Origin of the sequence: Burkholderia latens, from assembly GCF_902499045.1 — a bacterium.
Taxonomy (GTDB): Bacteria; Pseudomonadota; Gammaproteobacteria; order Burkholderiales; family Burkholderiaceae; genus Burkholderia; species Burkholderia latens.
In genome coordinates, this window is record NZ_CABVPL010000004.1 from 43,635 (window position 1) to 70,401 (window position 26,767).

Annotated in this window: 30 protein-coding genes; 1 reads left to right on the top strand and 29 read right to left on the bottom strand. The window is 61.7% G+C overall.

Annotated elements, in window-relative coordinates:
- Nucleotides 1-54 precede the first annotated feature (54 nt).
- On the top strand, nucleotides 55-462 hold the full coding sequence (locus BSE24067_RS04070) for a bactofilin family protein (RefSeq protein WP_151062603.1): 408 nt from the start codon (nucleotides 55-57) through the stop codon (nucleotides 460-462).
- Nucleotides 463-1,085: 623 nt separating this feature from the next.
- Here BSE24067_RS04070 and BSE24067_RS04075 read toward each other — a convergent pair.
- The 29 genes from BSE24067_RS04075 to BSE24067_RS04210 form a co-directional block, all read right to left on the bottom strand.
- On the bottom strand, nucleotides 1,086-2,807 hold the full coding sequence (locus tag BSE24067_RS04075) for an ATP-dependent helicase (protein ID WP_151062604.1): 1,722 nt from the start codon (nucleotides 2,805-2,807) through the stop codon (nucleotides 1,086-1,088).
- Nucleotides 2,808-2,824: 17 nt separating this feature from the next.
- Nucleotides 2,825-3,718: a hypothetical protein gene (locus BSE24067_RS04080; protein WP_062911853.1), complete on the bottom strand. Its 894-nt coding sequence runs from the start codon at nucleotides 3,716-3,718 to the stop codon at nucleotides 2,825-2,827.
- 347 nt (nucleotides 3,719-4,065) lie between these two features.
- Nucleotides 4,066-4,671, bottom strand: a complete 606-nt coding sequence (locus BSE24067_RS04085) for an IncC plasmid conjugative DNA transfer DtrJ family protein (protein ID WP_006757252.1) — start codon at nucleotides 4,669-4,671, stop codon at nucleotides 4,066-4,068.
- Nucleotides 4,661-4,924 carry a hypothetical protein gene (locus tag BSE24067_RS04090; RefSeq protein WP_062911852.1) on the bottom strand — a complete coding sequence of 88 codons (264 nt, stop codon included), beginning with the start codon at nucleotides 4,922-4,924 and terminating at the stop codon, nucleotides 4,661-4,663. Before BSE24067_RS04090 ends, BSE24067_RS04085 begins: the two co-directional genes overlap by 11 nt.
- Nucleotides 4,878-5,396, bottom strand: a complete 519-nt coding sequence (locus tag BSE24067_RS04095) for a hypothetical protein (RefSeq protein WP_062883856.1) — start codon at nucleotides 5,394-5,396, stop codon at nucleotides 4,878-4,880. The genes BSE24067_RS04090 and BSE24067_RS04095 overlap by 47 nt, the downstream gene beginning before the upstream one ends.
- Before the next feature lie 10 nt (nucleotides 5,397-5,406).
- The gene (traD, locus tag BSE24067_RS04100) at nucleotides 5,407-7,275 is read right to left on the bottom strand and encodes a conjugative transfer system coupling protein TraD (protein ID WP_151062605.1); all 1,869 of its coding nucleotides are present in this window, start codon (nucleotides 7,273-7,275) and stop codon (nucleotides 5,407-5,409) included.
- The gene (locus BSE24067_RS04105) at nucleotides 7,272-8,612 is read right to left on the bottom strand and encodes a TraI domain-containing protein (RefSeq protein ID WP_151062606.1); all 1,341 of its coding nucleotides are present in this window, start codon (nucleotides 8,610-8,612) and stop codon (nucleotides 7,272-7,274) included. Before BSE24067_RS04105 ends, traD begins: the two co-directional genes overlap by 4 nt.
- Nucleotides 8,612-9,622, bottom strand: a complete 1,011-nt coding sequence (locus BSE24067_RS04110; protein ID WP_062911850.1) for a type IV secretion system protein — start codon at nucleotides 9,620-9,622, stop codon at nucleotides 8,612-8,614. The genes BSE24067_RS04105 and BSE24067_RS04110 overlap by 1 nt, the downstream gene beginning before the upstream one ends.
- Nucleotides 9,619-10,359 carry a hypothetical protein gene (locus BSE24067_RS04115; RefSeq protein WP_062911849.1) on the bottom strand — a complete coding sequence of 247 codons (741 nt, stop codon included), beginning with the start codon at nucleotides 10,357-10,359 and terminating at the stop codon, nucleotides 9,619-9,621. The genes BSE24067_RS04110 and BSE24067_RS04115 overlap by 4 nt, the downstream gene beginning before the upstream one ends.
- A gap of 11 nt (nucleotides 10,360-10,370) precedes the next feature.
- Complete coding sequence (locus BSE24067_RS04120) at nucleotides 10,371-10,586, bottom strand: hypothetical protein (RefSeq protein ID WP_062911848.1); 216 nt, start codon at nucleotides 10,584-10,586, stop codon at nucleotides 10,371-10,373.
- Between the two features lie 10 nt (nucleotides 10,587-10,596).
- Nucleotides 10,597-13,074, bottom strand: coding sequence for a VirB4 family type IV secretion system protein (locus tag BSE24067_RS04125; RefSeq protein WP_151062607.1), 2,478 nt, complete (start codon nucleotides 13,072-13,074; stop codon nucleotides 10,597-10,599).
- Nucleotides 13,071-13,382 carry a VirB3 family type IV secretion system protein gene (locus tag BSE24067_RS04130; protein ID WP_076889324.1) on the bottom strand — a complete coding sequence of 104 codons (312 nt, stop codon included), beginning with the start codon at nucleotides 13,380-13,382 and terminating at the stop codon, nucleotides 13,071-13,073. The genes BSE24067_RS04125 and BSE24067_RS04130 overlap by 4 nt, the downstream gene beginning before the upstream one ends.
- Entirely contained in the window at nucleotides 13,375-13,755 is a 381-nt protein-coding gene (locus BSE24067_RS04135; RefSeq protein ID WP_151062608.1) for a TrbC/VirB2 family protein, read from the bottom strand. The genes BSE24067_RS04130 and BSE24067_RS04135 overlap by 8 nt, the downstream gene beginning before the upstream one ends.
- A 16-nt stretch (nucleotides 13,756-13,771) precedes the next feature.
- Nucleotides 13,772-14,818: a TadA family conjugal transfer-associated ATPase gene (locus tag BSE24067_RS04140; RefSeq protein WP_062911845.1), complete on the bottom strand. Its 1,047-nt coding sequence runs from the start codon at nucleotides 14,816-14,818 to the stop codon at nucleotides 13,772-13,774.
- Nucleotides 14,819-15,093: 275 nt separating this feature from the next.
- Nucleotides 15,094-16,302: a vWA domain-containing protein gene (locus tag BSE24067_RS04145; protein WP_151062609.1), complete on the bottom strand. Its 1,209-nt coding sequence runs from the start codon at nucleotides 16,300-16,302 to the stop codon at nucleotides 15,094-15,096.
- 7 nt (nucleotides 16,303-16,309) lie between these two features.
- Entirely contained in the window at nucleotides 16,310-17,239 is a 930-nt protein-coding gene (locus tag BSE24067_RS04150; protein WP_151062610.1) for a hypothetical protein, read from the bottom strand.
- A gap of 99 nt (nucleotides 17,240-17,338) precedes the next feature.
- Nucleotides 17,339-18,364 carry an ATP-binding protein gene (locus BSE24067_RS04155; RefSeq protein ID WP_151062611.1) on the bottom strand — a complete coding sequence of 342 codons (1,026 nt, stop codon included), beginning with the start codon at nucleotides 18,362-18,364 and terminating at the stop codon, nucleotides 17,339-17,341.
- Between the two features lie 119 nt (nucleotides 18,365-18,483).
- Nucleotides 18,484-18,735: a DUF3717 domain-containing protein gene (locus tag BSE24067_RS04160; protein WP_151062612.1), complete on the bottom strand. Its 252-nt coding sequence runs from the start codon at nucleotides 18,733-18,735 to the stop codon at nucleotides 18,484-18,486.
- Nucleotides 18,736-18,991: 256 nt separating this feature from the next.
- Nucleotides 18,992-19,456: a hypothetical protein gene (locus BSE24067_RS04165; protein ID WP_151062613.1), complete on the bottom strand. Its 465-nt coding sequence runs from the start codon at nucleotides 19,454-19,456 to the stop codon at nucleotides 18,992-18,994.
- Between the two features lie 14 nt (nucleotides 19,457-19,470).
- Nucleotides 19,471-20,991, bottom strand: coding sequence for a hypothetical protein (locus BSE24067_RS04170; protein WP_151062614.1), 1,521 nt, complete (start codon nucleotides 20,989-20,991; stop codon nucleotides 19,471-19,473).
- A gap of 78 nt (nucleotides 20,992-21,069) precedes the next feature.
- The gene (locus tag BSE24067_RS04175) at nucleotides 21,070-21,465 is read right to left on the bottom strand and encodes a hypothetical protein (RefSeq protein WP_151062615.1); all 396 of its coding nucleotides are present in this window, start codon (nucleotides 21,463-21,465) and stop codon (nucleotides 21,070-21,072) included.
- 88 nt (nucleotides 21,466-21,553) lie between these two features.
- Complete coding sequence (locus BSE24067_RS32755; RefSeq protein WP_257737063.1) at nucleotides 21,554-21,685, bottom strand: hypothetical protein; 132 nt, start codon at nucleotides 21,683-21,685, stop codon at nucleotides 21,554-21,556.
- Nucleotides 21,682-22,155: a hypothetical protein gene (locus tag BSE24067_RS04180; RefSeq protein ID WP_124680441.1), complete on the bottom strand. Its 474-nt coding sequence runs from the start codon at nucleotides 22,153-22,155 to the stop codon at nucleotides 21,682-21,684. Before BSE24067_RS04180 ends, BSE24067_RS32755 begins: the two co-directional genes overlap by 4 nt.
- Before the next feature lie 8 nt (nucleotides 22,156-22,163).
- Complete coding sequence (locus tag BSE24067_RS04185) at nucleotides 22,164-22,556, bottom strand: hypothetical protein (RefSeq protein WP_151062616.1); 393 nt, start codon at nucleotides 22,554-22,556, stop codon at nucleotides 22,164-22,166.
- An 86-nt stretch (nucleotides 22,557-22,642) separates the two neighbouring features.
- The gene (locus BSE24067_RS04190; protein WP_151062617.1) at nucleotides 22,643-23,104 is read right to left on the bottom strand and encodes an outer membrane lipoprotein; all 462 of its coding nucleotides are present in this window, start codon (nucleotides 23,102-23,104) and stop codon (nucleotides 22,643-22,645) included.
- Between the two features lie 268 nt (nucleotides 23,105-23,372).
- Nucleotides 23,373-24,200 carry a PRTRC system ThiF family protein gene (locus tag BSE24067_RS04195; RefSeq protein ID WP_151062618.1) on the bottom strand — a complete coding sequence of 276 codons (828 nt, stop codon included), beginning with the start codon at nucleotides 24,198-24,200 and terminating at the stop codon, nucleotides 23,373-23,375.
- Nucleotides 24,200-24,835 (bottom strand): PRTRC system protein A, encoded by a 636-nt coding sequence (locus BSE24067_RS04200; RefSeq protein WP_151062619.1) that lies wholly within the window; start codon nucleotides 24,833-24,835, stop codon nucleotides 24,200-24,202. The genes BSE24067_RS04195 and BSE24067_RS04200 overlap by 1 nt, the downstream gene beginning before the upstream one ends.
- A complete protein-coding gene (locus tag BSE24067_RS04205) occupies nucleotides 24,832-25,560 on the bottom strand; it encodes a PRTRC system protein B (protein WP_062911837.1) in 729 nt (242 codons plus the stop codon). The genes BSE24067_RS04200 and BSE24067_RS04205 overlap by 4 nt, the downstream gene beginning before the upstream one ends.
- Nucleotides 25,561-25,571: 11 nt before the next feature.
- Nucleotides 25,572-26,714, bottom strand: a complete 1,143-nt coding sequence (locus tag BSE24067_RS04210; protein WP_151062620.1) for a PRTRC system protein F — start codon at nucleotides 26,712-26,714, stop codon at nucleotides 25,572-25,574.
- Between the last annotated feature and the right edge of the window lie 53 nt (nucleotides 26,715-26,767).

Consider the following 26,767-nt stretch of genomic DNA (forward strand, 5'->3'; position numbering starts at 1 on the left):
CCTTCGACGCCTGGAAAGACCGGCGACGTTCCACTCTTCTGAAAGAGGCACACCATGAAAGCGAAACCGAACAACGTGACGGTCCTCATGCCCGGCCTGGTCGTCGAAGGCAACATGATCCTCGACCACGGCCTGAGCGTATTCGCGCTCGCAAACGGCGACATCATTTCCACCGAAGGGCTGCTGCACGTCGGGGCCGGCGGTATCGTCAAGGGCAAGGTTCAGGGCGAAATCGTCCGGATCGATGGGCTCGTGGAGGGCGATGTCCACGCGCGCGACATGCTCGAAATCAACGGCCGTGTGCTCGGCAATGTGTTCTATTGCGGCACGATCCGGCTCGGCCAGCAAGCAGCACTCAATGGGCAACTCCGTCGCGTGTCTCGAGAACTCGTGATCGAAAACGCGCCCACCGATCGCGAGGCTGGACAAGAGCGTCTCGAATCGCACGGTGCCGCTCAATGACGACGTTCCGCCGACTTCATTGCGCTACTGATTTCGCCGTTGCATGTATTTGGACGATCCCCTTGATCATCTTCACGGGATACATAGTCTGGAGTCTCGTACCCTTCTTCCAAGACGACGCGAGCTCCCAAATCGTCTGGGGCATACGGACCGCCGCGTACTTTTGCGTTCGAGCGTTCACCGGCGTATGGGTCGGACAATGGGACTTTTTCCCGATCAGGTTCGATCAATTCGATCTCACCGAGTGGGCGTTGCTCTACTTCTGGGGAGTGGTTATCGATCTCGTGCTGGCGTCCCTGGTCCTTCAACTAGGGTTAGTGACAACCCTTTACCTCAATCACTGCGCCTTCGTTGTGGCGGTTCGAGTCCTGCGTTCCCAAACCAGAAGGTAACTCAAATGAAACAATTGCATCTCGTCGCATTGCTGCTTCTAGCAGGTGCCGTAGGACTAGGAATTACAGGGCTCGCAATCAGCCGAGGGGAGTTTCAGTTGGCATCACGCTTGCCCGCCAGCTTGTTCTATACCTGGGCTTGCATCGCGTTGGCAGGTGCGCTGATGTGCTTCTTCCTTGAGGCTAACAGAGACGGGTGATTGCTCCTCGCCCGCCCAGTCTCCGGCCGCTTCACGCGGCCGATTTTTGTTCAATCCCAGACTCGATCACAAACCGCGACACCGCGTTCTTCTTGATCGACGAAATGGTGAGGCTGTCGCGAGCCCGCGTCATCGCGACGTAGAAAAGGCGCCGCTCCTCCGATTCCGGGCTTTTTTCATCGGGCACCACGCCCTCCTCCGATCGGCTGATCCAGACGTGGTCGTACTCGAGCCCTTTTGAGCTGTGCATCGTCGTCAAAACCAGGACGCCGTCGCCCGGCTTGTTGTTGTCCCGCTTCAGAAACTCAATGCGCTCAGTAAACGAGCCATTCAGCCGGCCGACCACGTCGTAGATGCACTGGATCGCCCGGATCGCGACGTCGCCCTTGGCATACGTCATCATCCACTCGTACACCCCCTCGAGCGCGAGCGAATGGAACGATCGCTGACAAAGCGCTTGCCACTCGCCCAGCCGCTTCATGAAGGCACGGTATGCGGTCGCGGTCTCCTCGCGCAGCCCAATGCCGACCAGCTCCTGCTTTTGCAGCTGGACGAAGGCCGTGCCCATGCGTTTGTGCAACGCACCGAGGTCGTAGGAACTCATCCCCATGTACCCCAAGACGGCGTCGATACCGTTCTGCTTGTGGCCTTCGACCACCTGCAGCAGATTGCACATCAGCGCGGCCTGCGGCTTGTTGAGCACGGACCCGCCCGACGCCCGGTAGTACGGCACGCCGTGTGATCGACATACGGATTCGATCGGATCGAGGATCCGGTTGGTCCGCGCGAGAATCGCGCAGCTCGCGCCGGCAGCTAGTTTCGGTTGAAGCGCTTCGACAGCGGCCACCGCGTCGCCATACTCGTCGTCGAACCGACGTGCCGCAATCGCGCCGCCGGCGCCCCGCGCGGCATGAAGGATCTTCGGCATCCGATCGACATTGTTCTGGATCACCCGATCGGCAGCCGCAAGGATCTCAGCGCGACAACGATAGTTGCTCCCGAGCACTACGCGTTGCGCCTCGAACGTGCTCGCGAAGCTCTCCATCCCCCGGAAACCCAGAGCGGCGCGGAATCCGTAAATGCTCTGATCGTCGTCACCGACCACCGTGACATGCGTGCCGGCGCGCGCGTGCAGCTCGACCCACCGGAACTGCAGGGGATCGGTATCCTGGAACTCGTCGACGAGCAGGTCGGTGAACCGATAGGGTTTTATGTCACCGCTCTGCATCCGCTCGACGGCGAGGCGCAACATATCCTGGAAGTCGATCTTGCCGTTTCGTTCGAGCGCGTCCTGGTAGGCGGCGTAGAGCGCGGCCTCGGCCGAACCCTCATCGGCTCGCCCGAAGTTCGTCTTGATCCGCTCGATGACCGGAACAGCCTCTTCAACCTTCCAGTCGTACCCGAGCTCGGCCAGCACGCGCCCAAGCATCCCAAGGCGATCCCCTTCCGATGCGATATCCGGCCGGCCGCGGCCGGGCCGTTGCAGTTGCTTGTACGCGAGCGAGTGGAAAGTGCCGGCGATCAGTCGGCGTTTCGCATCCTGCGGCGCCAGCGCGAGAATGCGCTCGCGCAGCTCGACCGCAGCATCCTTACTGAAGGTAACGGCGCCCACGACCGCTGTCGGATCCTGCAGCAAGAACGCGGCCTTCGTCGCGCTCATCTTGGTCTTGCCCGCGCCGGGGCACGCGATAGCGAGGCAGTGGCGGCGCAGAAGTGCCACCTCGCGCTGTTGGGGATTCAACTCGTCGAGCATGGCACCGGTCTTCCCGATCAATTACCGCGAACGGTGTTCATCAGCTTCAGGTGGGTCGTGTAGCCGCGCAGGCCGATCGGGTGGAACTTACGCAGGAAGCGCACAGTCTCGTCGTCAACGTCGGACTGGTCACGAATACCGTTCCAGACGAGGAAATCGAAGTGATCCATCACCTGGTCGAACTTCAGGATCACGGAAAGCAGGCGCATCGAGAACCGCGAGTACGCCTCGACTTCGATATCGAGCGACGGCTTCGTTACGGTCGGCGCGAATACCGTCTCGCCGCGACCTCGCATTTCGGTTTCGGTCTTCTCGCGGAAGCCCTGCGCGACCTCGAGCTGTTCGTTCACGTAGGCTTCGAGCTGGTCGAGTTGCTTCTCGAACCACGTGCTCACGACTCCTTGCTCATTCGCGCCATAAGTCGCGCGACCGAAGCGCTGCATGTTGATCGTCATCCGATTCAGGTACGGCCACCACTGCTCGAACAACGGCCGAAGACGCGTGTGTTTCATCGTGACCCGCGCGGTCACGACCGCGGCGCCCGACAATTGCTTGTTCATCAGTTCGCGACCGATCTCGCGGCGGCGCTGGATGATTCGCGCGCGCTCTGCGGGCGACAGGTCGCGGAACAGCGTGCGAGTGCGCGCCACCTCCTCGAGCTTGAGCTTCGCCTCATCGCTGCTGATCAGCCCTTCACGCTGCAACACGTTGGCCGAATTCTCCATCTCGTCGAGTTCGCGCTCGACTTCACCATCGTCCGCGCCGTCGGTCGTCTGCCGGGAGTCGCCCACAACCAGGCTATCCTCGGTTGCTGATGCACCGTCGCCCGCCGGCGGGAGAACGGCTACGTGGTCAGGTGCCACGTCCGCAGTATCGGTACCGACGTGCGCTTCTTCGTTGATCGTGCTCATATGGATCCTATATGGTTGACTAACCGCACGTGCGGCTTGCGTCTATTCTTGCGGGCCTATGCTGCGACAGACGTCCAAAACCTGAACGATTTCGCGCGGCTTTCGGGAGCGCCACGGCACGCTGGACGAAAAAAAGCCCCCTCCGGGGGAGAGGGGGCAAGGCTGAAAGCTCTACGGGGAGTCGAGCCTTCTGAGGACCGTAGACCATGACTTATTGTGGCGCGGCCGGGCGGTCCCGTTCGGGGCAAATCGTCAGGTATTTCGACAGCCTTTCCCCGGTACCTGGCGCGCAACCGGTTGCGGGCCTTTCGGCACAAAGCTGTACGAAAATCTGGAGCTTTCCTGGGCTACTGGTATGAAGACGCCGCTTTCCAGAGCAACGCGCCGAGGCATCCGGCAATCGCCAGCCAGTACGGTGCCAGAAGCGGCACAGGCGCGATCAACACCGTGAACGTGACACCGAACACCAGCAAGATTCCGTGCCCGGCGAGATGGAACGACAGCGGACTGACGTAGCCGGCCGCAGCGGCCCTCACCTTGCGTCGAACCGTCCCGTCGATGAACATCGCGATGCCGAACACGAGCGCGCCGAGCAGCCAGTACTTCATCACGGTGAGCCGATAGACCATCCGGTACACCAGTCGCCAGAAATTGTGGACCCACCGACTGGCGAAGTTCGCCACCCCGCCGTCCTCGATCTGCGAATCGTTCGTCGACTCCATGGAGGCCTGCACCAACCCCGTCTCGACGAAGTAGCGCTTGAACGCGCGATTCGTCGCGTCGATTGCATCAGCGGTTCGCGCCTCTCCGAGGCTGGCCGCAACCGATTCGGCCTCGGCATCCGGGATCGCGAAAAGCGTCGGGTCAGGAAGCGCCGGCATGAGTGCAACCGAAAGCAGCGGCACAAAGAAGAACCACATCTTGATGTGGCCGACAAAACGGCTACCAGCCATACACTTCTCCCAAGAGGCCGCCGAGGAGATAGATCGGCAGGACGATCAGGCCCGCCAGGCCGACATAGAATCGCGCCGGCCGGCGATCGATGAACATCGCCAGCGCATACGCCATCGCGTTCCGTCCTTGCTGGAACTCCTTCGGCGGCCGCGCCGCCGGGTCGTCCTGCGCCGCTGCAGTCGTGATCGCGCGATGCACGGTATGGTCATCGACCCGCGTCAGTGTCCGAATCAGAATATGCGTGAGCGACATCGTATTCCTCGAAGTACAGTCGGAAGGTTTCACCCGTCAGCGCGCGTGCCGCAAGCTGGAACGCCGCCGATCGTTGGCTGATGTTCTCCGGGCAGCGCTCGTCGATCATTTCTGGTACATGCTTGTGGCGCGACTCGAACACGGTCACCGGCTCGAACATAGGCGACCAGACGTGGCAGCGCTCGCCGTCGCGCACGACAAAGCGCCGCGCGTACAGCATATGGGCGGACCCGAACAGGCCTTGCATGAACGCGACGTGGGGGTCGCCGGTCTTGCGCACGCGCTTGAACGCAGCAAGGCCGTCCACGAACATCTCCTTGACGAGCGGCTCCGCCTTCCCGATGAAGTGCTCACCGACGAACTCTGCGACACGCGTGCACACAAGCTCGAGCTCGGGCGCAAGGATGAACACCGGGGTCAGGTGGGCCGAAAGTTTGTGCTCGCGAATGATTTTTTTGAATACGGCAGACATGCTTGGTTGTTTAGCCTGTAAGAATTGGAATACGTCCTTGGTACACCGCGCCGCCTGAGATCCGCATGAAATACTGCAGGTTCGGCAGGCTCTGGATCAGGCGAGTCGGGATCAACGGCACTGCTTCCAACTGATGCGACCGCGTCACCGACCCGGTGAACTCGCCGACATGGCCCTCGCTTGCCTTGCTCGTGCTGCTGGAGACGATAAGGTTGCGGATCGCGGTATCCCCCACCTTTTTCGAGAACCACTCAGCCGTGTCGGTATCTTCCAAGCGTAAGATGATCTGATTGTTCAGGTTCCCCAAAACCTGCAGCATTTTTGCGGCATTCCCCAACTTCGCCTCGAGGTCGGCGCGCGTCTGGAACGCCACGAACGCCTTGAAGCCGGCGCCACGGCCCTTGTTCAGGATCTGGATCACCTGCTCGTTTATCGCCTCGGCGATCTCGTCGATGATCAGCACCACCTCAGGCGGCTTGTCGTAGAAGTTGTAGATTGAGCCGCACACGGCTGACACGTCCGCCAGGATCATCGACGCGATCGCCTTCGCGACGATGCTGTTGGACAGCGAGTCGAGGCCGATATGGAGCACCGCCTTCTGACGAATGACCTTCTCGATCGTCCAGATCTCACGTTCGTCCTCGAAGTCATCTACCTTCGGCGCGAGCATCAGGCCCGTTTCGCCTGTTGCAAGCATCTGCAGCAGCGGGAGTGCCGACGCGATGATCCGCATGTAGTGCTCGCGGTCATGCACGTGCGTCGCGATCAGGCCGTCGATCGCCTCGTGGCCACGATCGTTCGCGCCAAAGCGGGCCTGATACAGCGAGATCATCGCGTCGACACGCGTGGAACCTGGCTTGTTCGCGATCTTGACGGTGTCCGCCGTAACCAGCTCCTCCCAATCGGCCAGCCCGCTTTCGATAAAGAATCGCTTGAGCGCCTTCTCCAGCAGCGGATCGATGCCAAGTTGCGCGTATTTGAGGATGGATCGCAGGTTCGGCTTGTCGCCGATGTACAGTTCGCCATTCACCGAGCGGCTGATGAACAGGTAGGCGAAGTCGCGGAACGGTCCCTCCTCCATCAGCTGCGCAATGCGGCTCGGAATCTCCGAAGGCTGCGACCAGCTGTCGAGCGGCTCGAGACGAATCGACTCGGACGGCTTGGCCTGGTTGAAGTAGAGGAACTTCCGGCCGTTGCGGTGCGCCTCTCGCTTCGCACGCTCCTTCCATTCTTCGTCGTTCTTCGGATCGATGTCGATCAATACGTCACCGCATTGAATGACCTGTGTCGTAATAACTTCGTACGTGCGCGTCTTCCCTGAACCGGTCGTGCCACCCACAGCCGTATGACCGCCCATCGCCTTATAGTGGAACGGTACGTAGCCCTTGTTCGCCTCGAGACCGTGAATCCATGACGCGCCTTGCGGCGTTCGATCCCGAATACTGTCCTTCGGCGCAAAAAGCTTCTCGATCATCTCCTCGAAGGCACGGCCCGCCTTGGTCTTCGGTAACCACTTCGGCAGACCCGGGATCTCGGTGGTCGGCATCCGCAGGATGTCATGGGCCATCTGGCAATGCTTCTGCGTCCACTCGAAGCCGGTGCCGAGATACATTGCATTGGCCTGGACCCGCATGCGCTCTTGAATGACCAGCAACGCGGGCACCGCAAGGGTCGTCAGCCATTTTGTCGACAGCCCCATCCGGAACTTCAGCGCGCGCCAGACCTGACCCGAGCGGAACGTCCACAATGCCAGCGCCACGAGCGCAAACGCCCAGCCGTAAGGCATGCCCGAAAACGGAAGAAAGAGCAGCGCTACCAGCCACCCAAACGCAGCCCTGACCTCGTAGATCGGCCGAAAGTGATTGATATAGCCTCTCACGCTCCACGCTCCTGAATCAGCTCACCGATACGCGGCGCCAACGTGACTTCCACTGGCTCGTTGGCGAGCAGCAGGCTCCGGCGCCGCATGTGCTCGATCAGGGTATCGCTCGCGACGCCGTAGCTGCCGATGGTCCGCTTCGACAGGACGAGCCCCTGGTCGGTCCAGCGCACCTTCGCCTTCGCCGTCGCGACGTCCTGCTGCAGCGCCGAAAAGAAATCCACGATCATGCGTGGTGCACCCTTCAGCACCTCATCGAACTGATTGCCGTTTGGCGCGGCGACGGCTGGCTCGCGCCGAATCTCAACCGGATTGACGGCCCCGGCCGGTGGCGGAAGCTCAAGCGCCATCTGCCGCGTGTCCGGGCCTTTCGGCGCCACGTGCTCAGCCGGCGCCGCTGGCGTCGCGGCCGTCGTCGTACCTTCCGGGGCAGCAGCCGGCCGCGAACCTGGACCGGACTGCTCGCCGCCGCCGGCTGCGACGGACGCCGGCGCAAGGACATCTGTCGCAGGCTGCGCCGGCGCAGGTGCAGGTGCAGCCGTGGGCGTCGGCGTGGCCGCCGTCGGCGACACTTCGACCTTCGGCTCCAGTTCCGCCGCGACATGGATAGCAGAGGGAACGGCGAACGTCACCGGCTCGAAAACCGCCCGCTGCGCTTTCCGATCGAAGTCCGCAGCCGTCGCAACCGCCTGCCGCACGACCTTGTGGGTCAGCGACTCGACTCCCATCGGGCTCTGCGTCGGGTTGATGGCCCCAAATATCTCGGCCTGCACTTCGGAATCGAGCCCGCCGAGCAGTTCGGTGCCGACCAGCGCATGCGCCAGCATGCCGGTTCGCATCCGTTCGACCGGAAGCGGCGTAGCGCGACGCGTCACTCGATAGCTCGCGTCGGCGAGCCACGGCCCGAGTGCACCATGGACGGACGGGTTCCAGACCTGCCGGTCCGTTGCGCGCTCTACGTCGAAATGACGATACGGTTCGTCCAGGCCGGAGCAGATCGCCGCGAGAAACACGCCGTAGTTGTATTGCGGCTCAATCCTTCGACGGCGCTCGGACGACAGGTTCGTGCCAAACTTCAACCCACCCGACAGCCGCATTGCGTAGAACGCCGTTTCGACTGTCCATCGGAAAGCGCCGGCCGGCTCCCGGTACAACTCCGGGCTGAACGGTACAGACGAAAACCAGCCTGCACACCGCCGGATCAGTACCATCCATTTCCGGTCGAACTCCTCGCGCGACGATTCATTCGCACATTGAGCAATCAGGTCGATACGGCGTTCGTTACGGATCACGAGCTCTGGTGTGTCTGCCGGTACAAAAAGGCGTGCGTCGATCATCAAAGCATGCCCTTCGTCGCAAGCTTCGTCAGGCTCTTGAACGCCCCGCCGCTTGCGTTGGCGCCGCCACCGAACATCGATGCGAACTTCGGAATTTCGAAAGCGAGGATCAACACAAAGATCGAAAGGTCAAGCGTCAACGAGCCCGCGTAGGGTGTCGTCAGCCCCTTCGAGATCGTGTTCCCGAATGACGTCGCAAGCGTGGCGGTCATCAATCGTTGAAGAATCGCGGCAACGACCATGTACATGCCCGCGCCGATCGTAAAATCGAGCCAACTCTTGAACCATCCTCGCGTGAACTCCGACATGCCAAGAGCAAATGCGATCTTTCCGACCACGATCGCGACGGCCATCTGAATGGTTCCGAGTGACACGTAAAAGAGAAAAACCAACGCTGCAACCTCAAGGAAGACCCATGCGAACAGCAGCGGTAGAAGGTTGATCAACAGTGCGATGTACGTCCACCAGTGCTCTGCCTTCAGTGCTTCGTTGACCGCATCGAATATCGCCCCCGCCGACTTCACCATCGCCAAAGGCAGAGATTGTGCGTCGGTCCCTGACACCGCAATCGCCATGTCGTTAAACCATTTATAGAATCCGGGCGCCCACGTACCGTAGGCGAGATAGACGGACGCGAAGATCCCGAGAATGGCAAGGTCTTCGAACACGCTGCCCCAGGCCGCGACCGGGTCCTTCGTTGCTGCGAATCGGATAAACGCCACGATAATGGTGATGACCGCAAGGCCTCCCGCCATCTTGTCCGAATCTTTGTCGAGCGACTTGCTAACCGTTACGGCGAGATCGATCAGATCCTTCATGATCTTCGTGATCTCTTCGATGGCGGCCGTCGCGCCCTTCGCCACCTCGCCCACCACGTAGCTCGAACTCCATCCAGTTGTTCCCAACTGGGTCAACGTATCCTGCAACGATGCCCGGGCTACCGCGGGCAGCACGAGCGCGACGAGTAGCACGCCACTCAGCAGCCACTGACGGATCATGCTGCGCTTCATTGCGAGGTAATCCCGTAGGCGGCCCGTTCAGCCTGTTGCTTGGAAATGAACTTCTCCGCGTCCGCAGCCTTTTCCTTATCGTCTTCCGCCTGCTGCGCGTCCTTCTGCGCATCCTTCTGGGCTTTCGCCGCGTTGAGCTGGAGTATGTCCGCGTTCTGGCTCGTCACGATGTCGAGGTAGTGCGTCGTGATCTCGGCCGTCGCCTGCTGCGTCGGCGACATCGACAGCTGGGATTGCAACTCCTGTCGCCGTTGCGCCATCTCGGTTGTGTGCTGCATGATGTTCGAGCCCATCTGAAACAGGTTCCGCGCGACCTTGTCGTTCTGCTGGAACAACGTGTTCATATCGGAGAACCACTGTGCGTTCGACTTGCCGGAACGGCTGATCAACCCCTGCACCTGCGTGACCCATTCACCACCCTTCTGCAGGTCCCCGTACAGCCCCTGAAGCGTTCCCACCAGCCCCTTGACCTTGTTGATGTCGCCCGTGATCTGGTCGTACGCGGCTTTCCACGCCGCGGGGTTCAGGTTCTGCGCCTGCAGCAGATCGTTCACCATCATCTGGTACTGGTAGAGTATGTTGGTGTTCTGGTAGATCTCGCCCTTGACGGCCTTGGCCGCCGATATCACGTTCTGCACGTAGTTGATCGGGTCGAACACTTCGAGCGCCGACGCGTGCTGGGCGACGAAGAGGGAGGCCGCGAACGCCGCGGCGCGAAGTGACGGCAAGAGTTTCATCGTGGGGCCTTTCAGTCGAGGAATCGAAATGCCGCCGTACGAGCGGCGCACGGCGTCGTAGGTACGTCGTGCGGCTGTTCCTGAAGCGACCGAAGCGGGCCGCCCGGCGGCGCAATCAGAAGGACGCGAACGGGCGTCCCGATGGCGATCTGGTCAATTTCGTCTGCGGTGAGCGCGAAGAGGTCGCGGTACAGAGACTGCAGGTTGGGAGTCGGATTGAGCTTCATTGGGTCCCTCTCAGTCAACGGTGGCCATTTCTTCGAGATAATCTTCACGCCACGTCGGCGAGCCGGTGGCCAAATGCTTGTCGAGCGTGCGCTGAGCCGCGCCGTCTGCGCGCAAGATCGCGAGCGCTTCCTTCGGGAATTTCGCCTGCAACATCCGGGAGTGATCCGGCGTGACCCATAGGTAGTCGCGGTTGGGAATGCCCTCGCTGATCATGTCGATCTGGTCGTCGGTCAGCCCAAACACGTCGCGATAGAGGCGCTTGTTGTTCCGGGCGTCACGGTTCGGCAGGAAGAAGAAGTTCTGGATGTTCTCCTTCAAGATTTCGAAGTTCGGGACGCGCTCAAGCTGGCTCAGCGACTGCGTCGCCATGACGAGCGTGCCGTTCAGGCCGCGGATCGTGACCGCCCACATTTCCAGCCGTGCATAGAAGCGCGGGTACCGGAAGAAGAAGCCGCACTCCTCGACCTCGATGATCGTGACGCGCTTGCCATCCAGCCATTGCGAGATGCGGTAGAAGGCATAGTCCATGAACAGCGCCGCTGCGACCGGGTAGCTTTCGAACAGCTCGCCCATCTCGATCGCCAGATCGTCCGAAAGAGAGAACGCGTCTTCGACGTGATCGAAGAAACGACCGTTCTTTTCCCCCTTCGTCCAGATCTGCAGGCGCTCGCGCAACTCGACGGGCAACAACGTGGTCAGGAACGAAAGCGTCCAGTACTCCCGGCCATAGCCCTGCGCCAGCGTGACGACCCGCTCGTAAATCGTCCGTTGCTGTTGCGGGCTGCACGTGAAGTCCTCACCGTCGCCCTCAATTGCCATCTGGACCCAGTCCGACACGTACGTGTAGTGCCGCGGATCGGCCAGCAGGGATAGCGGGTTGACCTGTGTCGCGGCCGCAAACTTGCCGGTTGCATCGACGAATTTGCCGTCGGCAAACACGGTCGGGATGCGCGTCGACCGGTTCTTGTCAAACTTGATGCGGCGCGGTTGAAAGCGCCCCGTTTGCGAGACGAGAAAGTTGAGGAAAATGGTCTTGCCGGCACCGATCGGGCCCACAATCAGCGTGTGAGACTTCCCGCTCGGATCGTGCAACGTGACGCGCTGCAGGGTACGATGACGCGTCGGAAGAAGCGTCAGCGGGCCGACCTTCTGTCCGAGCTGCTGCGTGAGCCACTGGTTGACGTCGCTCCCTTCCGCAACACCGCGCACGGGTGCAATGTCGGACACCACCGGCGTTTCGACAAACTGCAGCCGCTTCTGCTGGTCCCACCTGCCCGGCAGCGTCGATGCCCATGCCGCGGCGAGGTTCCGCTTCTCGACGAGCACACCGAAGCCGGCGTTACCGATGCGGCCAACGATTTCGCGCGCGTTGTCGTCGCACTCATCGATCGTCTCCCCATAGACGACTACCGAGATATTCGCGAAGCCGTACTGCTGGCCGTCGGCGATCAGGCGCGCCAGTGCGTTCTCCGCCTCTTCGGCGAGGATTTCACGCCCTTTCTCGTTCTCCATACTTTCCTTTTTCTCATCCTTCGAGAAAAAGCTCTTCAGTACCTTGACCGGGCTGAATGCAGCGACCTTGTAGAACTTGCGCATCTTCTCGATGTACGCCTGCGCCTTGCTGGTCGACAGGAATCGAAACATCACGCACACATCGAACTCGGCGTCGACGTCGGCGAGGACGTCGAGCGCGGCCTCCTGGAACCCCATCCACTCTTTCACGGCGATGATCTTCGCGTACCGCGTGCCGTAGGCGGATTCGAACATGATGTGTTCTGCGCCGTACGTCACGAAGCTCTCTGTCAGGTGCGTGTCGAGCATCGTCACGGGATAACGTACCCGCCGCGGCGGAACCGACGGATTGGCGGTCTGGTGCAGAAAGGCGAGCGCGTTCTGCAGTTGAAGGCGCTTCATCTTGAGGCGGGCTACGCCCCCCTTGAACGCGTCCAGGATGCCTTCGAAGCGCTTGATATCCGACGTGATCCTTTCCATGTCGAACACGAATGCACTACGCGTGAACACCATATCCTTCACAGTCTCAAGCAAGGCGATCGGTACCGACTTGCCGCCCACCGTGATGTGATAGGCGATCTTCTCGAAAAGCTTGTTGATACCCGTCTCGGGCGTATACGCCAGCGCGAGCGAGTGGGTATTGCGGAAGTATTTTCCGCTCCCTACACTCTTCTGGTTGATTGCGTCGACGTGCTGATCCATCACCGATGCGAAGCGTCCACTGATCTCGCCCCGGACGCGACGATGCGACATACGCCACCACGCAGTGATCCGATGATCGAAGTTCTTGCAGGCGTGGTCGAGGTTGTCGCGGGCCGCCGAGATCTCGTCAGTGTTCGGGCTGTCCGCATCCACGCCTTCGAACGTGTAAAGCGTCAACAGTGACCCGTCCTTGTCGAGAACGACTTCGGGGGTCACCATCGTTGCCCACGGGGCGATTTCCTGAATCGCACGACGCTTCGGGTTCGCGCTCACAGCGGCAGCTCCTGATCAAATCCATACGGTCGCCGGAATCGGGCGGCGACATCGGCGGTAGGCAACGGCTCGTGCACATCGGGGTACCGGTTGTAGACGACCAGTACCTCTTTCCACCACGGATCGCTCGACGAAAGCCAACGAAGCACCCAGTGCACGACGATGCCGATGACAAGATAGATCGGCGACATGCTGCTGTAGCAGAGCAGCGCCGTCAGCGTGCCGTTGGCGATTGCGAGTCCGCGATCGGCGCCACCCATCTGGCGCGGCAGCGAAAGCGACCGGCTGACTTTTTTCGGTTCACGCACAGGTGTAGTTGATCTTCAGCTGGTTCTTCACGAGCGCGGTCGCGCAGGACGCAAAGCCGAGACCCACGATCACCGTCGAAAGCAGCTTCCCGAAGTTGCTCTCAGAGTTGGCGATCAGTACGCCACCGACGATGATCAGCACGATGCCGATCCCGAACAGCCACGGCCCACTGACGTACGCTTGAATCAGGCAGATGAAGTTGGCGGCATTGCCCAGATCGCCCAGGTCAACCGCTTTTGCGGGTAGCGCGGCAAACGAGAGGATCAGTGCGATCAGTGTCGAGAGCCGTTGTCCCCGCCCGAACAAATAGCGGGCGGTGTCCAGCGCCTTTTTCTTGATCAGCGAAAACAACGTTTGGATGTGCTTCTTCATCGAAAACCCCGTGTGGTTAGAAAACGCGTTCGAGGACGTAGTCCCCGTCTTTGAAACCCTTGATGGCCAGCACTTCGGACACGTGGCGCAGCTCGCCCGTGCGACGAAGGTGGATGACGTAGTGGAAGCAGTCGGCGATTGCCTTGCGCATGTCGGCCAGCTCCCAACGGCTGCCCGGCGGGATGCCTAACATTGCAAGGCTCTCGAGGCGGCTCAAGCCGCCGCGCGCATCGTTCGAGTGAATTGAACCCATTCCGCCGTCGTGGCCGGTGCTGAGCGCCTGGATGAAGTCGTACGCTTCCCCGCCGCGCACTTCGCCGACGATGATTCGGTCAGGTCGGAACCGCAGGCAAAGTGCAACGAGCACTTGCGCAGTCACCCCCTTATCCAGATTCGAGAGCAAGCGGACGAGATTCGGAACCGTCAGCTTCAGTTCCTTCGTGTCTTCGATCGTGATGACACGCTCGTCGTCCGGGATCGCGCCATTGAGCGCGTTGAGGAAGGTCGTTTTGCCGGTAGAGGTTCCGCCCGCTACCAGGACGTTGGCCCGGCTCCTCACCATTTCGGCGAAAGCTTCTTCCAGCACCTCGTTCTCGGCGCCCCGGGGGAAAATTGCCCGCTCGGCGTCGCGCTTCGCGTGCACACGAGAGAACGCCCCCAGCCGGGTGTAGTCCCCCAATGCCAGATTCGTTTCACGATGTCGACGTATCGCGAGCGCATCACCGTCGATGGCGGTCGGTTTCATGACCGCGGCGATCCGGAGGTTGTCGTGCCCCGCGTTGATGATCCCTTGCGCGGTTCCCCGCAGCGCCGACTTCTCGACGGAGGCTGCGAGCGAATGGATAGCACCGGTCAATGTCATCGGATTGAACTGGGCGTCCAGGCGATGCATCACGCCCCGCTCTTCGACCCAGATGTTGCCCGCGTTGTTGATCAACACTTCGGCGACGTTCGGGTTGTGTAGCGGTTCTTCGATCAACTTCAACGACTCGAAGAACAGCTTCACAGCGTTCTCTTCGAGTCGTGCGACCTTCAGGAAGGGACTTTCGGCAATTTCAGACATGCAGCTATTGTTCAAGCTGGCACATCCGCCAATCGCCTGAAAGAATGGCTAAATTGAGCAGCTTTTCCGCGGCTGGCGAAGTGCGCCGCGGTACGCACAAAGCACGGCATCGCGCGCAACTGGTTGAGGGGGTAAAACCGAAATGCTCCAGAAAAACGTATAGCTTTCTCCCCGCTCTTACCTCTGGACTGGTGGCAGGCGTTTGCGAGGGACCAAAAAAAACCCGGTCACGTGGACCGGGTGTGTTTCAGGAAATAGCGAGCCATTGCAGCCGCTCAACAGACGACTTCGATCGTCTCGCCGAACGGCGCGCGCCGGGCGCGCTTCAGCGGTGTCGTCGACGCCCAAAGGACCGGGTATGCCGGCTCTTCGGTGGGAAACATCCCCTCCATGTCGGTCAGGTACACCAGGAACGCGGGGCGGATGTCCTCACCCTTTATCCGGCGGAACGGATCGACAAACGAGGTGCCACCGCCGCCTTTCAGCGGCGCGAGGTCGACCGGATCTCCCAACTCGAAGACCTGAACCTGCGTCACACGCTCGTCGCAATCGATCACGATCAAGCGACGCGGGCGGATCGCACCGGCAACCGCCAGAATCTCGGCCGCGAACTGCGCCTGCGTTTCGTCCCAGACCGAGCCGCTGGCGTCGCGGACGAACACCGCATCACCCACCTGCGGCTCGTTCAGCGACGGCAAATACATGCCGAGGTGCAGGTAGCGCCGATTCGGCTGCGCCCACGTGTAGTCCGTCGGCACCGCATCCTGCGCGAATCGATGCAGGAGCGACCGCCAGTCGACCACCGGTGCCACGGATTGCTCGACCGCGGCCTGTAACGCGCCTCCGAGCTTCCCGCAGACCTGCGCCGCCTTGGCCGCCTGCAGCACAGCCAGCTTCCACTCGGCTTCCTTGGCCGCCTTATCGGGCCCGGCGTACTGCCGAACTTCCCCGCAAGAATTGGCAGGCCAGGCCGACCGATCATCCGCCGGATCCAACGGTTCAGCGCCCGGCGAGCCAGCGGATTTTCCCGGCTTGCCTCCCGACTGCGGAGGGGACGGCTGGCTGCCGCCCTGTCGCTTCGCCGTTTGCCGAGAATCGTTCAGGCGCTTGCCGTAGATTTCCTCCGCGGACATCCCCTTGAAGCACGGGTCGACGAGCGCACCACGTGGAAGCTGCATGCCGGCATCCAATACGATCGGGTTGATCGCGTAGTCGGCCGCCTCGTTCCAACCTGCCGGATCGCGATATCCCTGCCGCCAACAATGCCCGTTCGCGACGTGCCACACCTCATGGGCGAGCACGCCACGGATCTCCAGGTCGGTCAGGTCCGCCGCATACGCCGGGTTATAGCCCAGCGATTCGCCGTCCGTCCAAAACGTCCTGCAGCTCGGATCCTCGCGGACTTTGAGCCGAAGCGCCAGGGCGCCGATGAACGGGTGGTCGAGTACCAGCGCGGTGCGCTGCTTCGCGATGCGTGCGTCCATGGCGACCTCATGCAGCGGCGAGGAACGACAGACCAGTCGGGGACAGAGCCGAGACCTGGTCGGTCAGCGGCACCGACGGCGCTCCGCCCATGAAAGCCGCCATCAGTCCCTCGATTTCGGTCGCCTTGGTGGCCACCTGCGAACGCAGGACGCTGGACTCCTTGAGCTCGGCGCCGTTGTGCGCGGCGAGGTGCTGCTTCGCCTCCGTAAGGATGTGCGCGAGTTTCGGGTCGTTGCTGAAATTCAGCTTCGGCAACAGATCGCACAATTCGCGTACGTGATTCGCGACGTCGAGGCGGACGTTACCGGACGCGTACAGACGCGAAGCCATCGTCGAGACAGCCTCGTACAGCCGCCCGACCAGGTCGTGGTTTGCGGTCTGGATCGACGCCATCGCATGCTCGTCGATCTCCGTGCGCAACGTAGTCAGGACATCGTTCGGCAGGTCCACACCGAACTGGCTGGCGTCCGGGAACGGCAGCACCGACAACTTGACGCCGAACTTGCCTTTCAGCTCTGCCAGGCTCGGATAGTCCGCCTCGTTGTACAGGGTGTTCATCTCCGCCCTCGCCTGCTCCTTCAGGTCGAGGTAGTTCGTCAGGAAGATCGACACCGCGAGATCGAACTCGTCCTTCATCGCACGCAGTCGGTCGGCCAGCTCCATGTAGACCCTGGTCGGCAGCAAACGCACGCCCAGCTGGTCGTACTTCAGCGTCCGGCCATAGTAGTGCGAGCGAATCCTGTTGCCGATCGACAGCACTTCGGCATAGCTCGGCGCGTGCTCGGGGAGCAGGCGCTTATTGAAGCGTCCGATACCGCGCGCGCGGTGGCTTTTCTCGACCTCCTCGGTGACTTTCCCGTCGTAACGACGGGCAACCCACGTGGAAATTGCGAGGGATGACAACATGACCTTCGACTGCAGATCGGTGATGTTCATGAATAGCTCCAGATAGACAGAAAATGTCGAGACGAAAAAAAACCACGGACCGGAATCGGCCGTGGCAACAGGGAAAGGCACTACGGGGTTTGAAGACGGTTACTCGCCGCGAATGATCTTGCCGATCTCGCCGCCTTGCGCACGAATGAACGCATGGTGGTTTGCCAGCTCGGGCGTGCGCGCAGTGGCATCACGCACCAGCAGCGCCGTAAACTCGCGATGGCCGGCATCTACGAGGCGATCCGCATATCGCAGTACCCGCTCGAAATTGCCGTCGCTCGCCTTGTGTGCGAGCGCGGCGGTGAGCGCGTACAGGATGCTTGGCTCTTCCGGGATGGGGCCCAAATCGGGATTCAGGAGAATCGCGTCGACCGAAGGCAGCGCCCGGTAGATCGCGAGAAAGCTGAGCAGCTCGGTGCCGGCAGCTTCGCCGACCGTCGCACTGATCGCATCAGGCAGCATATCCGCCGGGACAGCTTGCATCGTCTTGGCCAGAAATCCCCATTTGCGGGGACTTGCCGACGCAACGATGTCGCGACTACTACGCTCCTCCCAGAGCAGGCTGGGCCTGAAACGAAGGAACGCGATCAGCTCGGGCGGCACGTTCTGTTGAACCGCCCAGGTCGTCCAGTCATCCACCGTGGCTTCAAGATCGACGACAGCCGCAAAGCGCGAGATCAGGGGATCGAGAATCCCGTTGACCGCAGCGTTGTCTCCGCGGCGATTGGTCGCCGCGACAAACGTGACGCAGTCCGGCAGTTGGTGTTCGCCGATTCGACGCGCCAGCAACAGCTGCATCTTGGCGGCCTGCACCGCCGGCGAAGCCTGGCCGAGATCGTCGAAGAACCAGACCAGTGGACGCGTCGCCGACAGTGCCCTCTCGAGGTCCCCGAAAGGTAAGAATCGAGCATGCGTGCCGTCTGACGACGGAAACGGCAACCCCTTCGAGTCCGTCGGGTCTTCGACAACCGGGTGGCTGATGAGGAGGTCGTGCTCGGCCGCCTTGGCGGCAGCCTCGACGATGTCAGATTTGCCGATACCCGGCCGGCCGGAGACCAGGACCGGGAAGCGATTCGGGATATAGGCGGCAAGCAGCTTGGTAAGACGTGCGGGAGAGAGTTTCATGGGGTTCCTGAATTGAAAGAGCCCCACGGGAACCGCGCCCGGCAGGGACGTGACCCTGCGGGGCGATTGAAGATGCCGCGATGCGGCGAATCGATGCGTCCTGGGACGCCGGTTTGTACTTACGCGCGTGCGCCGAGCAGCGCCGCGGCCTGCTTCGGCGTCAGTGACGATCGCGGGACACTGCTTGAGCGGTTCACGATCATGACGCCGTAGACGTCCGCGAGAACGCGTGCCTCGGCGCAGAGAACGAGCAGCTCATCGGGGCCAGTCGGCACCGGCGAGCGATTGCGCCACACGTTAATGGCCCCTTCGATCTCCGCGATCGAAACGGCGTCCAATCGCAAGGAGGTTGACGCGTCAGGTTGGCTCATGGGTGACCTCGAAAGTATCGCCCCGTGAACGACGCCCTGCGGGGCATGATCCCCTGGGGCTGTAGGTGGCCGCATTGCGGCGGATTCGATGCGTCGATGACGCGGTGAGTAAAGCCAGTGTAGGAGTCGCAATTCTTTGGGTCGGCCGGAAAGATCGAGAAATTCGCGGGGCTTTGAAACCATCCCGTTCCGTACGGACGAAAAAAAACCGGCGCACGTGGCGCCGGTTGTTCAACATCGGTGGGCGAACCACCTCTTACGTCCCAAGCAGGTCGCCCTGAACGTTCACCATCGGAAGGACTGCCTCCCGGATCTCAGCATCGCGCTCACGCATCCGTCGCGTTCGCTCCTCGCCGACACCGTTGTGCTTCTCAACCACATAGATGAAGTACAGCGGCGTTGCCGGTCCCCGCCACGCGGTCCATTCGGCCATGATTCGCGCACGAATCTCCGGCTCGCACGCGAAATAGGACGCACGACCGGCGCGCCATTGCCTTGCGTCGAGATCACGCATTAGCTGCTCGCTCTGGCGGGCCCTGTCGATACGCAGCGCCTTCTCCGCGTCGACGTCCGTCTCGGGTGCCGGCGCAAGCTGATCCGCGAACAGCGGGCAGTCACGCTCGAGCTTCCGAGCAACACGTATGTGCCGATTGAGAAACGCCTGCTCCTTTCGGCGGGTCCAGACGTAGTCTCCGTACCGCACGGTTCGATCGAATCGCATCTTTCGCTCCTCGATCAACCGGCGAACGACGTGAGCCGCGACCGCGCATAGTCCAGCGTGCCATTCGTCGCGTGAAGCGTCCGCGCCTCCGTGGAACCCGGCTTGGCCAACGCGTAGCGCGTCGCCGCACCATGGCGAAAACTGCGGATCTCGGAATAGCCGTCAGCGATCGCGCGATCGACGTGTTCGACACCGGTGATGACGGTGTTGTCGGGCGTCCGATACCGCGCGAGGCCGGCCTGCTGCTTCGCGTCGTTGGCGACCTCTTCGGCGAGACGTTGCGCCTTGGCGGCGTCCTGCTTCGCCTGCCACTCGGCTTGTGCCGCCTCATCGAAGCCGCAGAACGCAAAGATCGCGCGCCACCGGCGGGCCGAATTCAGCCCGCGCAACGACAGCCCAAACTGCTCGCGAAGCACCTGCTTGCTTTGGTCGTTCCGACCGTCGGGGTGATCCAGAAACTTCAGCAGGGTGGCGACGTCACGGGCCTCGACGGCGGCCGCAAACTGGTTCGGCCTTTCGAACGTCGTACGCCCTCGATCCAACCTCGCCATATCGGTCCTCAGGTCATACTGCCGTTGCGAGATCCGCCCTTTCTGTCGGTCAGATTCGAGACTGTCCAGCGCCTTCCTCAGGACCGCGTCCCCAATCAGCTCACGCAAGCGCTCAGCGACAGGAGACATCCCTATACCAACATCCAACGGGCGTTGGTATTGCTCAGGAAGGGCCGGCTTGTCCACGAGGCCATCGGCGAACAGCCTGTCGTCGACGTCGACATACGTGCTGTTCGCCGGAGCGGTCCGCAACGCCTCGACGACCCTCGCGCCGAGCGCCGCGTCGATCGTCCGCTTTTCGTGACGGAAGATCGCCACCGCAGACTGCATGACGTTGTACGGAAGCGAGTTACGAAGAACGGGAACCTCCAGAAGGACGGGGAACCACTCCAGGTCGTACCGGAAGTGTTTTGTGTCGCCACGATAGTCCGCCAACACCGCGTCAGGAATCGGCTGATCCTGGAACAGCGCATAGGCGACGTGGAGCTCGTGTCGACCGTTGACCCCGCCCGACAGCGAGAGACGCGGTCCTTGCGATGTGTAGCCGAAGAGGTCGACGGCGACCTGATCGCAAACATCGGGTAGGCGAAAATTGGATCCGGCGGCACGCGCAGTCTCTACCTCGGCCTCCAGTTGCTCGCCTGACAGCATCCACGCCGGCCGCTTCGCCAGCTCGAACACGAACTGGAAAACTTCCCAGCGCTTGCGGGTGATCTGCCATGGCTGCAGCTGCCTTCCGTCCTTGGTGAACCAGCGGTCACGAAGTTCGGCAAAGATCGACGTGAAGATCGCGTGCGCGGTGCCCGGCTGACGGACGGTCAAAATCCCGTTGTAGCGCAGGATCGGCAGCGCGGTACCACCACGTGTCAACGAGATTTCCGTCGTGTCGTAAGCGGACAGCGATGCGTCGTGGAAGAACACGTGGAAAACGTGCGCCAGGGTGTCGACTTGAATTGCTGCGTTAGGGGTGTGAATCGTGTACATGAGTGGTCGTCCTTGCAAAAGGGGCAACCACCCCATCCGGGCAGTTGCCCCGGATTGGGAGAGAGAGAGGGTGATGCGTCAGTCGAGGTCGAACAATCGCGATACGGCGGCAGCAATTGCCCAGGCATCGGACCGCGAGCGCGCGCCGATGCGAATCACCGGCTGGATGCGCCTATGCCCGTCCATCGCTCGGATCAAGTTCACTTGCACACCAGTCGCCGATTCGAACCGAACTACCGAGACGCAGGTCTGCCCTGCCAGATAAGGTGCTTTCGGCCACGCCGATGTTGCACGGAGCCCGCAAAGTTCTTCGGGTGCAGTCGCGTATTGGTTGGCAGGCAATACCCATTCGGGCTCGAGGCCGCCGTTTCGCAACGCACCGTCGATTTCTGCGGCGACCTCACCCACCGTCTTGCCGACCGGCTCGAACGGCACGCTCGCCAGTTCGACCGGCAAATCCAGTACTTCAGACATGGAAACCCCGAAAATAAAAAGGGCCACACCGAAAGGTGTAGCCCTTGATAGGAAGGTGGCCGCCCAGAGGGTCGGCCGTCAGTTCGATTTAATGCGTGTGGTGACGCAGAGAACGACGTTGGTCGCGCTCCGCCTTGCGACCGCGTTCGCATGCGACGATGCCGTAGCCGCAGAACACCAGCGTCAGAAGCAGTGCAACAGGACCGAAGTACATATTCATTCTCCGTTCATGGAATCCATGCCTACGATGTAGGTTATCACACCGATCACGACCAGAGCAGCGACGTTCATCGCGGTCCAGATCGAGAACTCCGAGATGGCGTGCACGTAGCCGACTAAGCCCACGATCGACGAAACCGTCAGCGTGTGGCAGAACCGCCCGAACTGCTGCCGCTGGTCCTTCGACCAGGACGCGCGAACAAGCCGCGTACCCAAGCGGGACCGCGACGAGGCCGCCGGCGGCACCACCGAGACGACAGCAAAGCTATCCCCAGTCGATTGAATGAGCTTGGCCTCATTCCCATCCCAGGATGCGGTGATCGTCGGCGGCGGCTCGCTGTCGTGCACTACCGCCAGGACGGCACGGACGCGGGCCGAGACATAGACCATGCCCAGATCCGCGTCATAGGACCCGCGATCGATGATCGTCACCCCCGAAGGGTACTCAATGCAGACGTCGACGAATTGCATCAAGCCCCCTATCGCCTGTCGCTATCGAGACCATCCACGAGCCGCAGGCCGCCAAGAAATGCCTGGTAGCCCTCGTCCGTGTCGAGCTGCGCGAGCGGCACGACGTTGTCGCCACCGCCCGACAGGTCACGGCAACCGCGCCGGGTGCGGAACGACACCGCGACATGCTGGCGCGACGTCGAATCCGCAACCTCGAGCATCATCCGGCTGGTGCGCAGGGTGACGCGGCAGCCGCGGCCGGCCTTCGCCGGCTCAGCCACCACCTCGTGCTCGCCCGCGCGCAACCGCAGATCGCGCGCAACACGGTAAAGCATTCGCGTTGCATGTTGGGTCAACGCCGCATCGGACGCGACGCCGCCCGCGCGCCGATCCGCATACAAAACTTTCGGTACCTTGAACATCTTGCCCTCGGAATAAAAAAAGCGAGGCCCCGGACGGGAACCTCGCTATGCAGGAAGAAGCCGGCGGCTGCCGGCGATTAAACGGCTCAGCGCGTGATGCGCATGCCGGCAGAACTGCTGACGAGCATCACGCGATCGCCGGGGGCGAAGCGCTGCTCGTCGGATTGAACGACCACCAACGTCCGCCCGGATCCCGTGCGTACGACGACCTCAAGGCCGGCGTGACGCGCAAGCGATTCCGACAGACGCTGCGAGACGTAGGCCGCACCGGCGCCAGCAAGCGCGCCGGCGATGTACCGCCCGTTGCCGCCACCGATCGTGCGGGAGCCGAGAAATGCGCTGACACCCGCGCTCAACAGCGACGCCAGGCCGGAACGGTCCGACTCGTTGGTGATCGTGATGCCGCGCACGCTGACGACGGTGGCCGCCTCGATTTCACCCGCGCGCTGAACGTCGTAGCGCTGGTAGACGTCGGGAGAGCCGAAGTCATACGAAGCACATGCGGTCAGGGACGCGAGAAGCAGGACAGAGATGAGAAGCTTGAGCATGACGATTGCCTCAAAAAAGAGGGCAATCGCCCGTCAGGGAGATTGCCCTGACAGGGGAGCCGACACGTTGTCGGTGAGAGAAATGCGCACGGACAGAGCCGATGCGATTGGGTCGATGCGCAGATGCGCGAGAAACAGATTCAGTGTAGGACCGCGCGCCGGCGCCGCGCGCCAGAATCATCGAGAAAACGGCCCCGCTTTCCACTGGACGAAAAAAAAGCGCCTGCCCGATTACTCGGGAGGCGCTGGTTGAAGTTGGGTTGGCAATCTACCACGGGATATCCGGGTCCATCGGATCCGCGCCCTTGCGCCGCCTCGACTTCTTCGGCTTTGGTGCGTCATATCCGAAGCGCGCCCACGCGACAGGATCGATCGGTATCGGGCTTGTGCGCCCCGTCTCGAGGTTCACAAAGCTGCCCGAATACTTCAGCGACCCCGTCCGATAAAGCGTCCAGAGTAGGTTGTAGGCCTGTACCGAGATCGCCTGATTGATGACCAGGGACTGCTTGCGCAGGGCATCAGCCATCGAGCAGGACGGCGCGTCGTCGTCCTTGTCGTTCTCGGCGTTCAGCAGGTCCGGGAACAGATCACCCACATGGGGCAATCTGTCGTGCCGGGCCCGGCCGAGCTCGCCAAGGATGACCTGGCCGCGATCCGTCTCATTCCCGCAGTCGAGGTAGTAACGACAACTCCCCCGCTTCGCTGCCCGCACAATGGCGTGCCGCGCGCGACGTGAGTCGACGCAACCCACCACGATGTCGGCGATGATCCGCACCGACGAATCGACACGCCGCGGCTCCGCAACCCAGTTGGTACCCATCAGGTTGTTGAGCCGATTCACGAGCAGCAGCGCCTTGTAATGCCCGACGTCATTGGGATAGAACCCCTGCCGCCCGACATTCGTCTCGCTTACCGTGTCATCGTCGTACACCGTGCACTCGAGCCCGCCAGGGTGGCCGAGCTCGATCATGGCGTGATGCAACCGCGCGAGACTGGGAAGAAATGCGCTCCCGGTCCCGCCGGCTCCAACAACCACGACACGCCACGGCCGACGGATCATGTCGGCCGGAATACTGTGAGTGATCACCTCGCTCATCACACCACCTCCGTCGTCAGCGCGGCCGCCCATGACTCGGGAACGCGTTCGAACTTCTCGAAGATTCCTTTCGCGCAAAGCCGCAGCGCGACCGACGGCGTACGATCGCAATCGCCCAGCACAAGCGCAAACTTCACGTCGTGCTTGTCATCCTGATTGTCCGTGCGCGAGAAGAACGCCTGGCCGGTGCCATGGGAATGGCAATCCACCACCAGCCATTCGTCATCTGCCAGTCGCGGACGCTCATAGACCAGATGCCCCGGCCCGTGCGACAGTGAAGGCAACGCAACGATACGGAACTCACCGGTCACGCTGTTCCAGACAATCCACGCGCCGACCTCGTTTGGCAACGCCGCCCGGGCCATCGCATGAAACTCCGCGACGAGCGTGACGGGAATCTGCCCGCACAAGAGCACCGTCGTCTCTTCGACGTTCCCGTACGGGACAGCCGTCGAGACCGCGTACTGCGCGATGCGACGCACCACGTGCACCCAGGGACGCGAGATTTCGAGATAGACGCCATCCGATGCGATGAGCAGACGCTCACCCGAACGCGCCATCGGGACAACGGCCTCCCGCGACGGAACCATCACCGAGGGGAACGACTGCTGAAGAACGGTATCGAGCGGATTCATGCATTCCTCCCGAGTTGGCCGTTCACCAGCTGCTCGAGCGTCCGCCTCATCGGGACCAGCGCGTTGAGCGGAAACGTCTCGCCGAACTTGCCGTCGAGCATGTCCCGCCAGAACGCGTACTCGCCGTCCTTGTACTCGATGCGTTTACCGCCGGCGTTCGGATGCGTGAAGGCCGAGTCGAAGAACCCGGCTTCCCAGCCATCGATCGACGCCACATCCACACGCTTCGGAACCCGCGCGCTACCGATGCAGATCCGACCCATGTCCCAGGTGTTGAAGTACGGCGGCTCGAACAGCGGCGTCTCGCGTACGGGGCGATCGCTGCATGCCACCGCAAACACGGAAAAACCCTGATTCGAGGCCTGGAACACCAACCCGGGATTCGGAACCACGGCGCTTCGCTTACCGAGGCTCTCGCATTCGAAGAACACCCGGCGCATCGCTGGCGGACACCACCACGTGACTGCTTCTGGCGAGACCCCGAGCACCGTCGCTGGCAAAAACTCCGCCCGCGGGGCAACGTGTTCGGCGAGATGCTGAAGCGTTTGAACAAGCACCTTCCGGTCAAGCGGACGACCGGCGCCAATGACGGGTCGACCGCTTTTGCGGTCAGCGATGACAGCGTGGGCTGTCGCAAAGTGCGCGCCATCCTTGCCCGTATAGAGCAACAGCGCTTGCGACAACGCGACATCAGAGCCGGTTCTACCGGCCGAGATACCAGACATAACACACTCCTTTAAGTAGGTTGGCTCACCAGCGCGAGAAGTCGGTCGAGATGCGTGAGAATTCGAAACGCCAGTGCCAGGTCGGCGTACTGGCGGCGGATAGCCTTCGGAGTCGACTCCAGCCGGGAGAACCCGCTATAGGTCGTTGCATCCCCGCATTGAGCGGCACCGTCAAAGTGATGGTCGAGAAGGTCGCCAACAAACGCGTTGTCCTCGACGATCACCGAACAAATTCCATAGACGGGATTTGCGTCGTAGCTCACGTGAAACAGATCTCGCGTTCGGCTACGGCGCATCAGCGCCCGGAGGTTGAGAACCTCGGTGCATACGCGCCGAGGCATGCCCCTGCTGCGAGCGCGAAGCCGCACCAGCTCCGGGTCGGTCATGGCGCGCCGATCACGCCACTTACCGCCGCTAAACACACACGGATCAGCGTCGTCCGGGCAAAGCTGTGGCCGAACAACCGACGGCAGATACGCGGAGCGTGTTTCTGTGTCGTCCTCGAAGCGTTCCTTCAGCGCTTCGTCCGCATCCTTGTCTGAAATGTTCGGATCGCCGTCCCAATACCAGCACGAAAATTCGTATATGAACCAGTCAGGCAGGCGGATGAACATCGTTCGGGCCGATGCGCGGTACACCGCGGCCATCACCGTTCGGAAGAGCAACGGGTGGGCCGACCGCAGTGTCTCGATCGCCCCTTCAAGCGAGTAGACCCACTCGTCTTCAAGACCGAATCCGAAAAATAGCGGCGTCGGATCCTCATCGTTGTTCCCGTTACCGAGGCCATCGAGAACATCACGAACCGCATGCGCGTCGAATAGATGCGGCGTGAATCGCAGCCGGGAAAACTGCCCATGCTGACGTCGCGTCCACGCATGAAACGCCTGCTGGAACGCGTCGCCGGCGTCGGCCGGATCATGAACATCGCCTGCGCGTAACGGCCCGTACTGGAAATGCTTAAGGACCAAATCGGACAGGTTCACGTTTTCGCGCCACTTCAACCGCACCGCGCCCGGCACCTCCGTCGAGAAGGAAGGAAGCGTCAGAAGATCAGCGGCAGGTCGACGTCCGGCAGCGGCAGCGCGTGGCGGTTGCCAGCGCGCGGCCGAGCCAGCTGCGATGCTTGAATCAGGGAGTGCAGGATCGAAGAACATTTCCGCATTTCCTCGTCATATAAAAAAACCGGCCTTTCGGCCGGTTCCTGTTG

What these genes read in the sequence shown, in the direction of transcription:
- BSE24067_RS04070 (WP_151062603.1), top strand. Translation starts at nt 55, where the DNA reads ATGAAAGCGAAACCGAACAACGTGACGGTCCTCATGCCCGGCCTGGTC.
- BSE24067_RS04075 (WP_151062604.1), bottom strand. Translation starts at nt 2,807, where the DNA reads ATGCTCGACGAGTTGAATCCCCAACAGCGCGAGGTGGCACTTCTGCGC.
- BSE24067_RS04080 (WP_062911853.1), bottom strand. Translation starts at nt 3,718, where the DNA reads ATGAGCACGATCAACGAAGAAGCGCACGTCGGTACCGATACTGCGGAC.
- BSE24067_RS04085 (WP_006757252.1), bottom strand. Translation starts at nt 4,671, where the DNA reads ATGGCTGGTAGCCGTTTTGTCGGCCACATCAAGATGTGGTTCTTCTTT.
- BSE24067_RS04090 (WP_062911852.1), bottom strand. Translation starts at nt 4,924, where the DNA reads ATGTCGCTCACGCATATTCTGATTCGGACACTGACGCGGGTCGATGAC.
- BSE24067_RS04095 (WP_062883856.1), bottom strand. Translation starts at nt 5,396, where the DNA reads ATGTCTGCCGTATTCAAAAAAATCATTCGCGAGCACAAACTTTCGGCC.
- BSE24067_RS04105 (WP_151062606.1), bottom strand. Translation starts at nt 8,612, where the DNA reads ATGATCGACGCACGCCTTTTTGTACCGGCAGACACACCAGAGCTCGTG.
- BSE24067_RS04110 (WP_062911850.1), bottom strand. Translation starts at nt 9,622, where the DNA reads ATGAAGCGCAGCATGATCCGTCAGTGGCTGCTGAGTGGCGTGCTACTC.
- BSE24067_RS04115 (WP_062911849.1), bottom strand. Translation starts at nt 10,359, where the DNA reads ATGAAACTCTTGCCGTCACTTCGCGCCGCGGCGTTCGCGGCCTCCCTC.
- BSE24067_RS04120 (WP_062911848.1), bottom strand. Translation starts at nt 10,586, where the DNA reads ATGAAGCTCAATCCGACTCCCAACCTGCAGTCTCTGTACCGCGACCTC.
- BSE24067_RS04135 (WP_151062608.1), bottom strand. Translation starts at nt 13,755, where the DNA reads ATGAAGAAGCACATCCAAACGTTGTTTTCGCTGATCAAGAAAAAGGCG.
- BSE24067_RS04140 (WP_062911845.1), bottom strand. Translation starts at nt 14,818, where the DNA reads ATGTCTGAAATTGCCGAAAGTCCCTTCCTGAAGGTCGCACGACTCGAA.
- BSE24067_RS04145 (WP_151062609.1), bottom strand. Translation starts at nt 16,302, where the DNA reads ATGGACGCACGCATCGCGAAGCAGCGCACCGCGCTGGTACTCGACCAC.
- BSE24067_RS04150 (WP_151062610.1), bottom strand. Translation starts at nt 17,239, where the DNA reads ATGAACATCACCGATCTGCAGTCGAAGGTCATGTTGTCATCCCTCGCA.
- BSE24067_RS04155 (WP_151062611.1), bottom strand. Translation starts at nt 18,364, where the DNA reads ATGAAACTCTCTCCCGCACGTCTTACCAAGCTGCTTGCCGCCTATATC.
- BSE24067_RS04160 (WP_151062612.1), bottom strand. Translation starts at nt 18,735, where the DNA reads ATGAGCCAACCTGACGCGTCAACCTCCTTGCGATTGGACGCCGTTTCG.
- BSE24067_RS04165 (WP_151062613.1), bottom strand. Translation starts at nt 19,456, where the DNA reads ATGCGATTCGATCGAACCGTGCGGTACGGAGACTACGTCTGGACCCGC.
- BSE24067_RS04170 (WP_151062614.1), bottom strand. Translation starts at nt 20,991, where the DNA reads ATGTACACGATTCACACCCCTAACGCAGCAATTCAAGTCGACACCCTG.
- BSE24067_RS04175 (WP_151062615.1), bottom strand. Translation starts at nt 21,465, where the DNA reads ATGTCTGAAGTACTGGATTTGCCGGTCGAACTGGCGAGCGTGCCGTTC.
- BSE24067_RS32755 (WP_257737063.1), bottom strand. Translation starts at nt 21,685, where the DNA reads ATGAATATGTACTTCGGTCCTGTTGCACTGCTTCTGACGCTGGTGTTC.
- BSE24067_RS04180 (WP_124680441.1), bottom strand. Translation starts at nt 22,155, where the DNA reads ATGCAATTCGTCGACGTCTGCATTGAGTACCCTTCGGGGGTGACGATC.
- BSE24067_RS04185 (WP_151062616.1), bottom strand. Translation starts at nt 22,556, where the DNA reads ATGTTCAAGGTACCGAAAGTTTTGTATGCGGATCGGCGCGCGGGCGGC.
- BSE24067_RS04190 (WP_151062617.1), bottom strand. Translation starts at nt 23,104, where the DNA reads ATGCTCAAGCTTCTCATCTCTGTCCTGCTTCTCGCGTCCCTGACCGCA.
- BSE24067_RS04195 (WP_151062618.1), bottom strand. Translation starts at nt 24,200, where the DNA reads ATGAGCGAGGTGATCACTCACAGTATTCCGGCCGACATGATCCGTCGG.
- BSE24067_RS04200 (WP_151062619.1), bottom strand. Translation starts at nt 24,835, where the DNA reads ATGAATCCGCTCGATACCGTTCTTCAGCAGTCGTTCCCCTCGGTGATG.
- BSE24067_RS04205 (WP_062911837.1), bottom strand. Translation starts at nt 25,560, where the DNA reads ATGTCTGGTATCTCGGCCGGTAGAACCGGCTCTGATGTCGCGTTGTCG.
- BSE24067_RS04210 (WP_151062620.1), bottom strand. Translation starts at nt 26,714, where the DNA reads ATGTTCTTCGATCCTGCACTCCCTGATTCAAGCATCGCAGCTGGCTCG.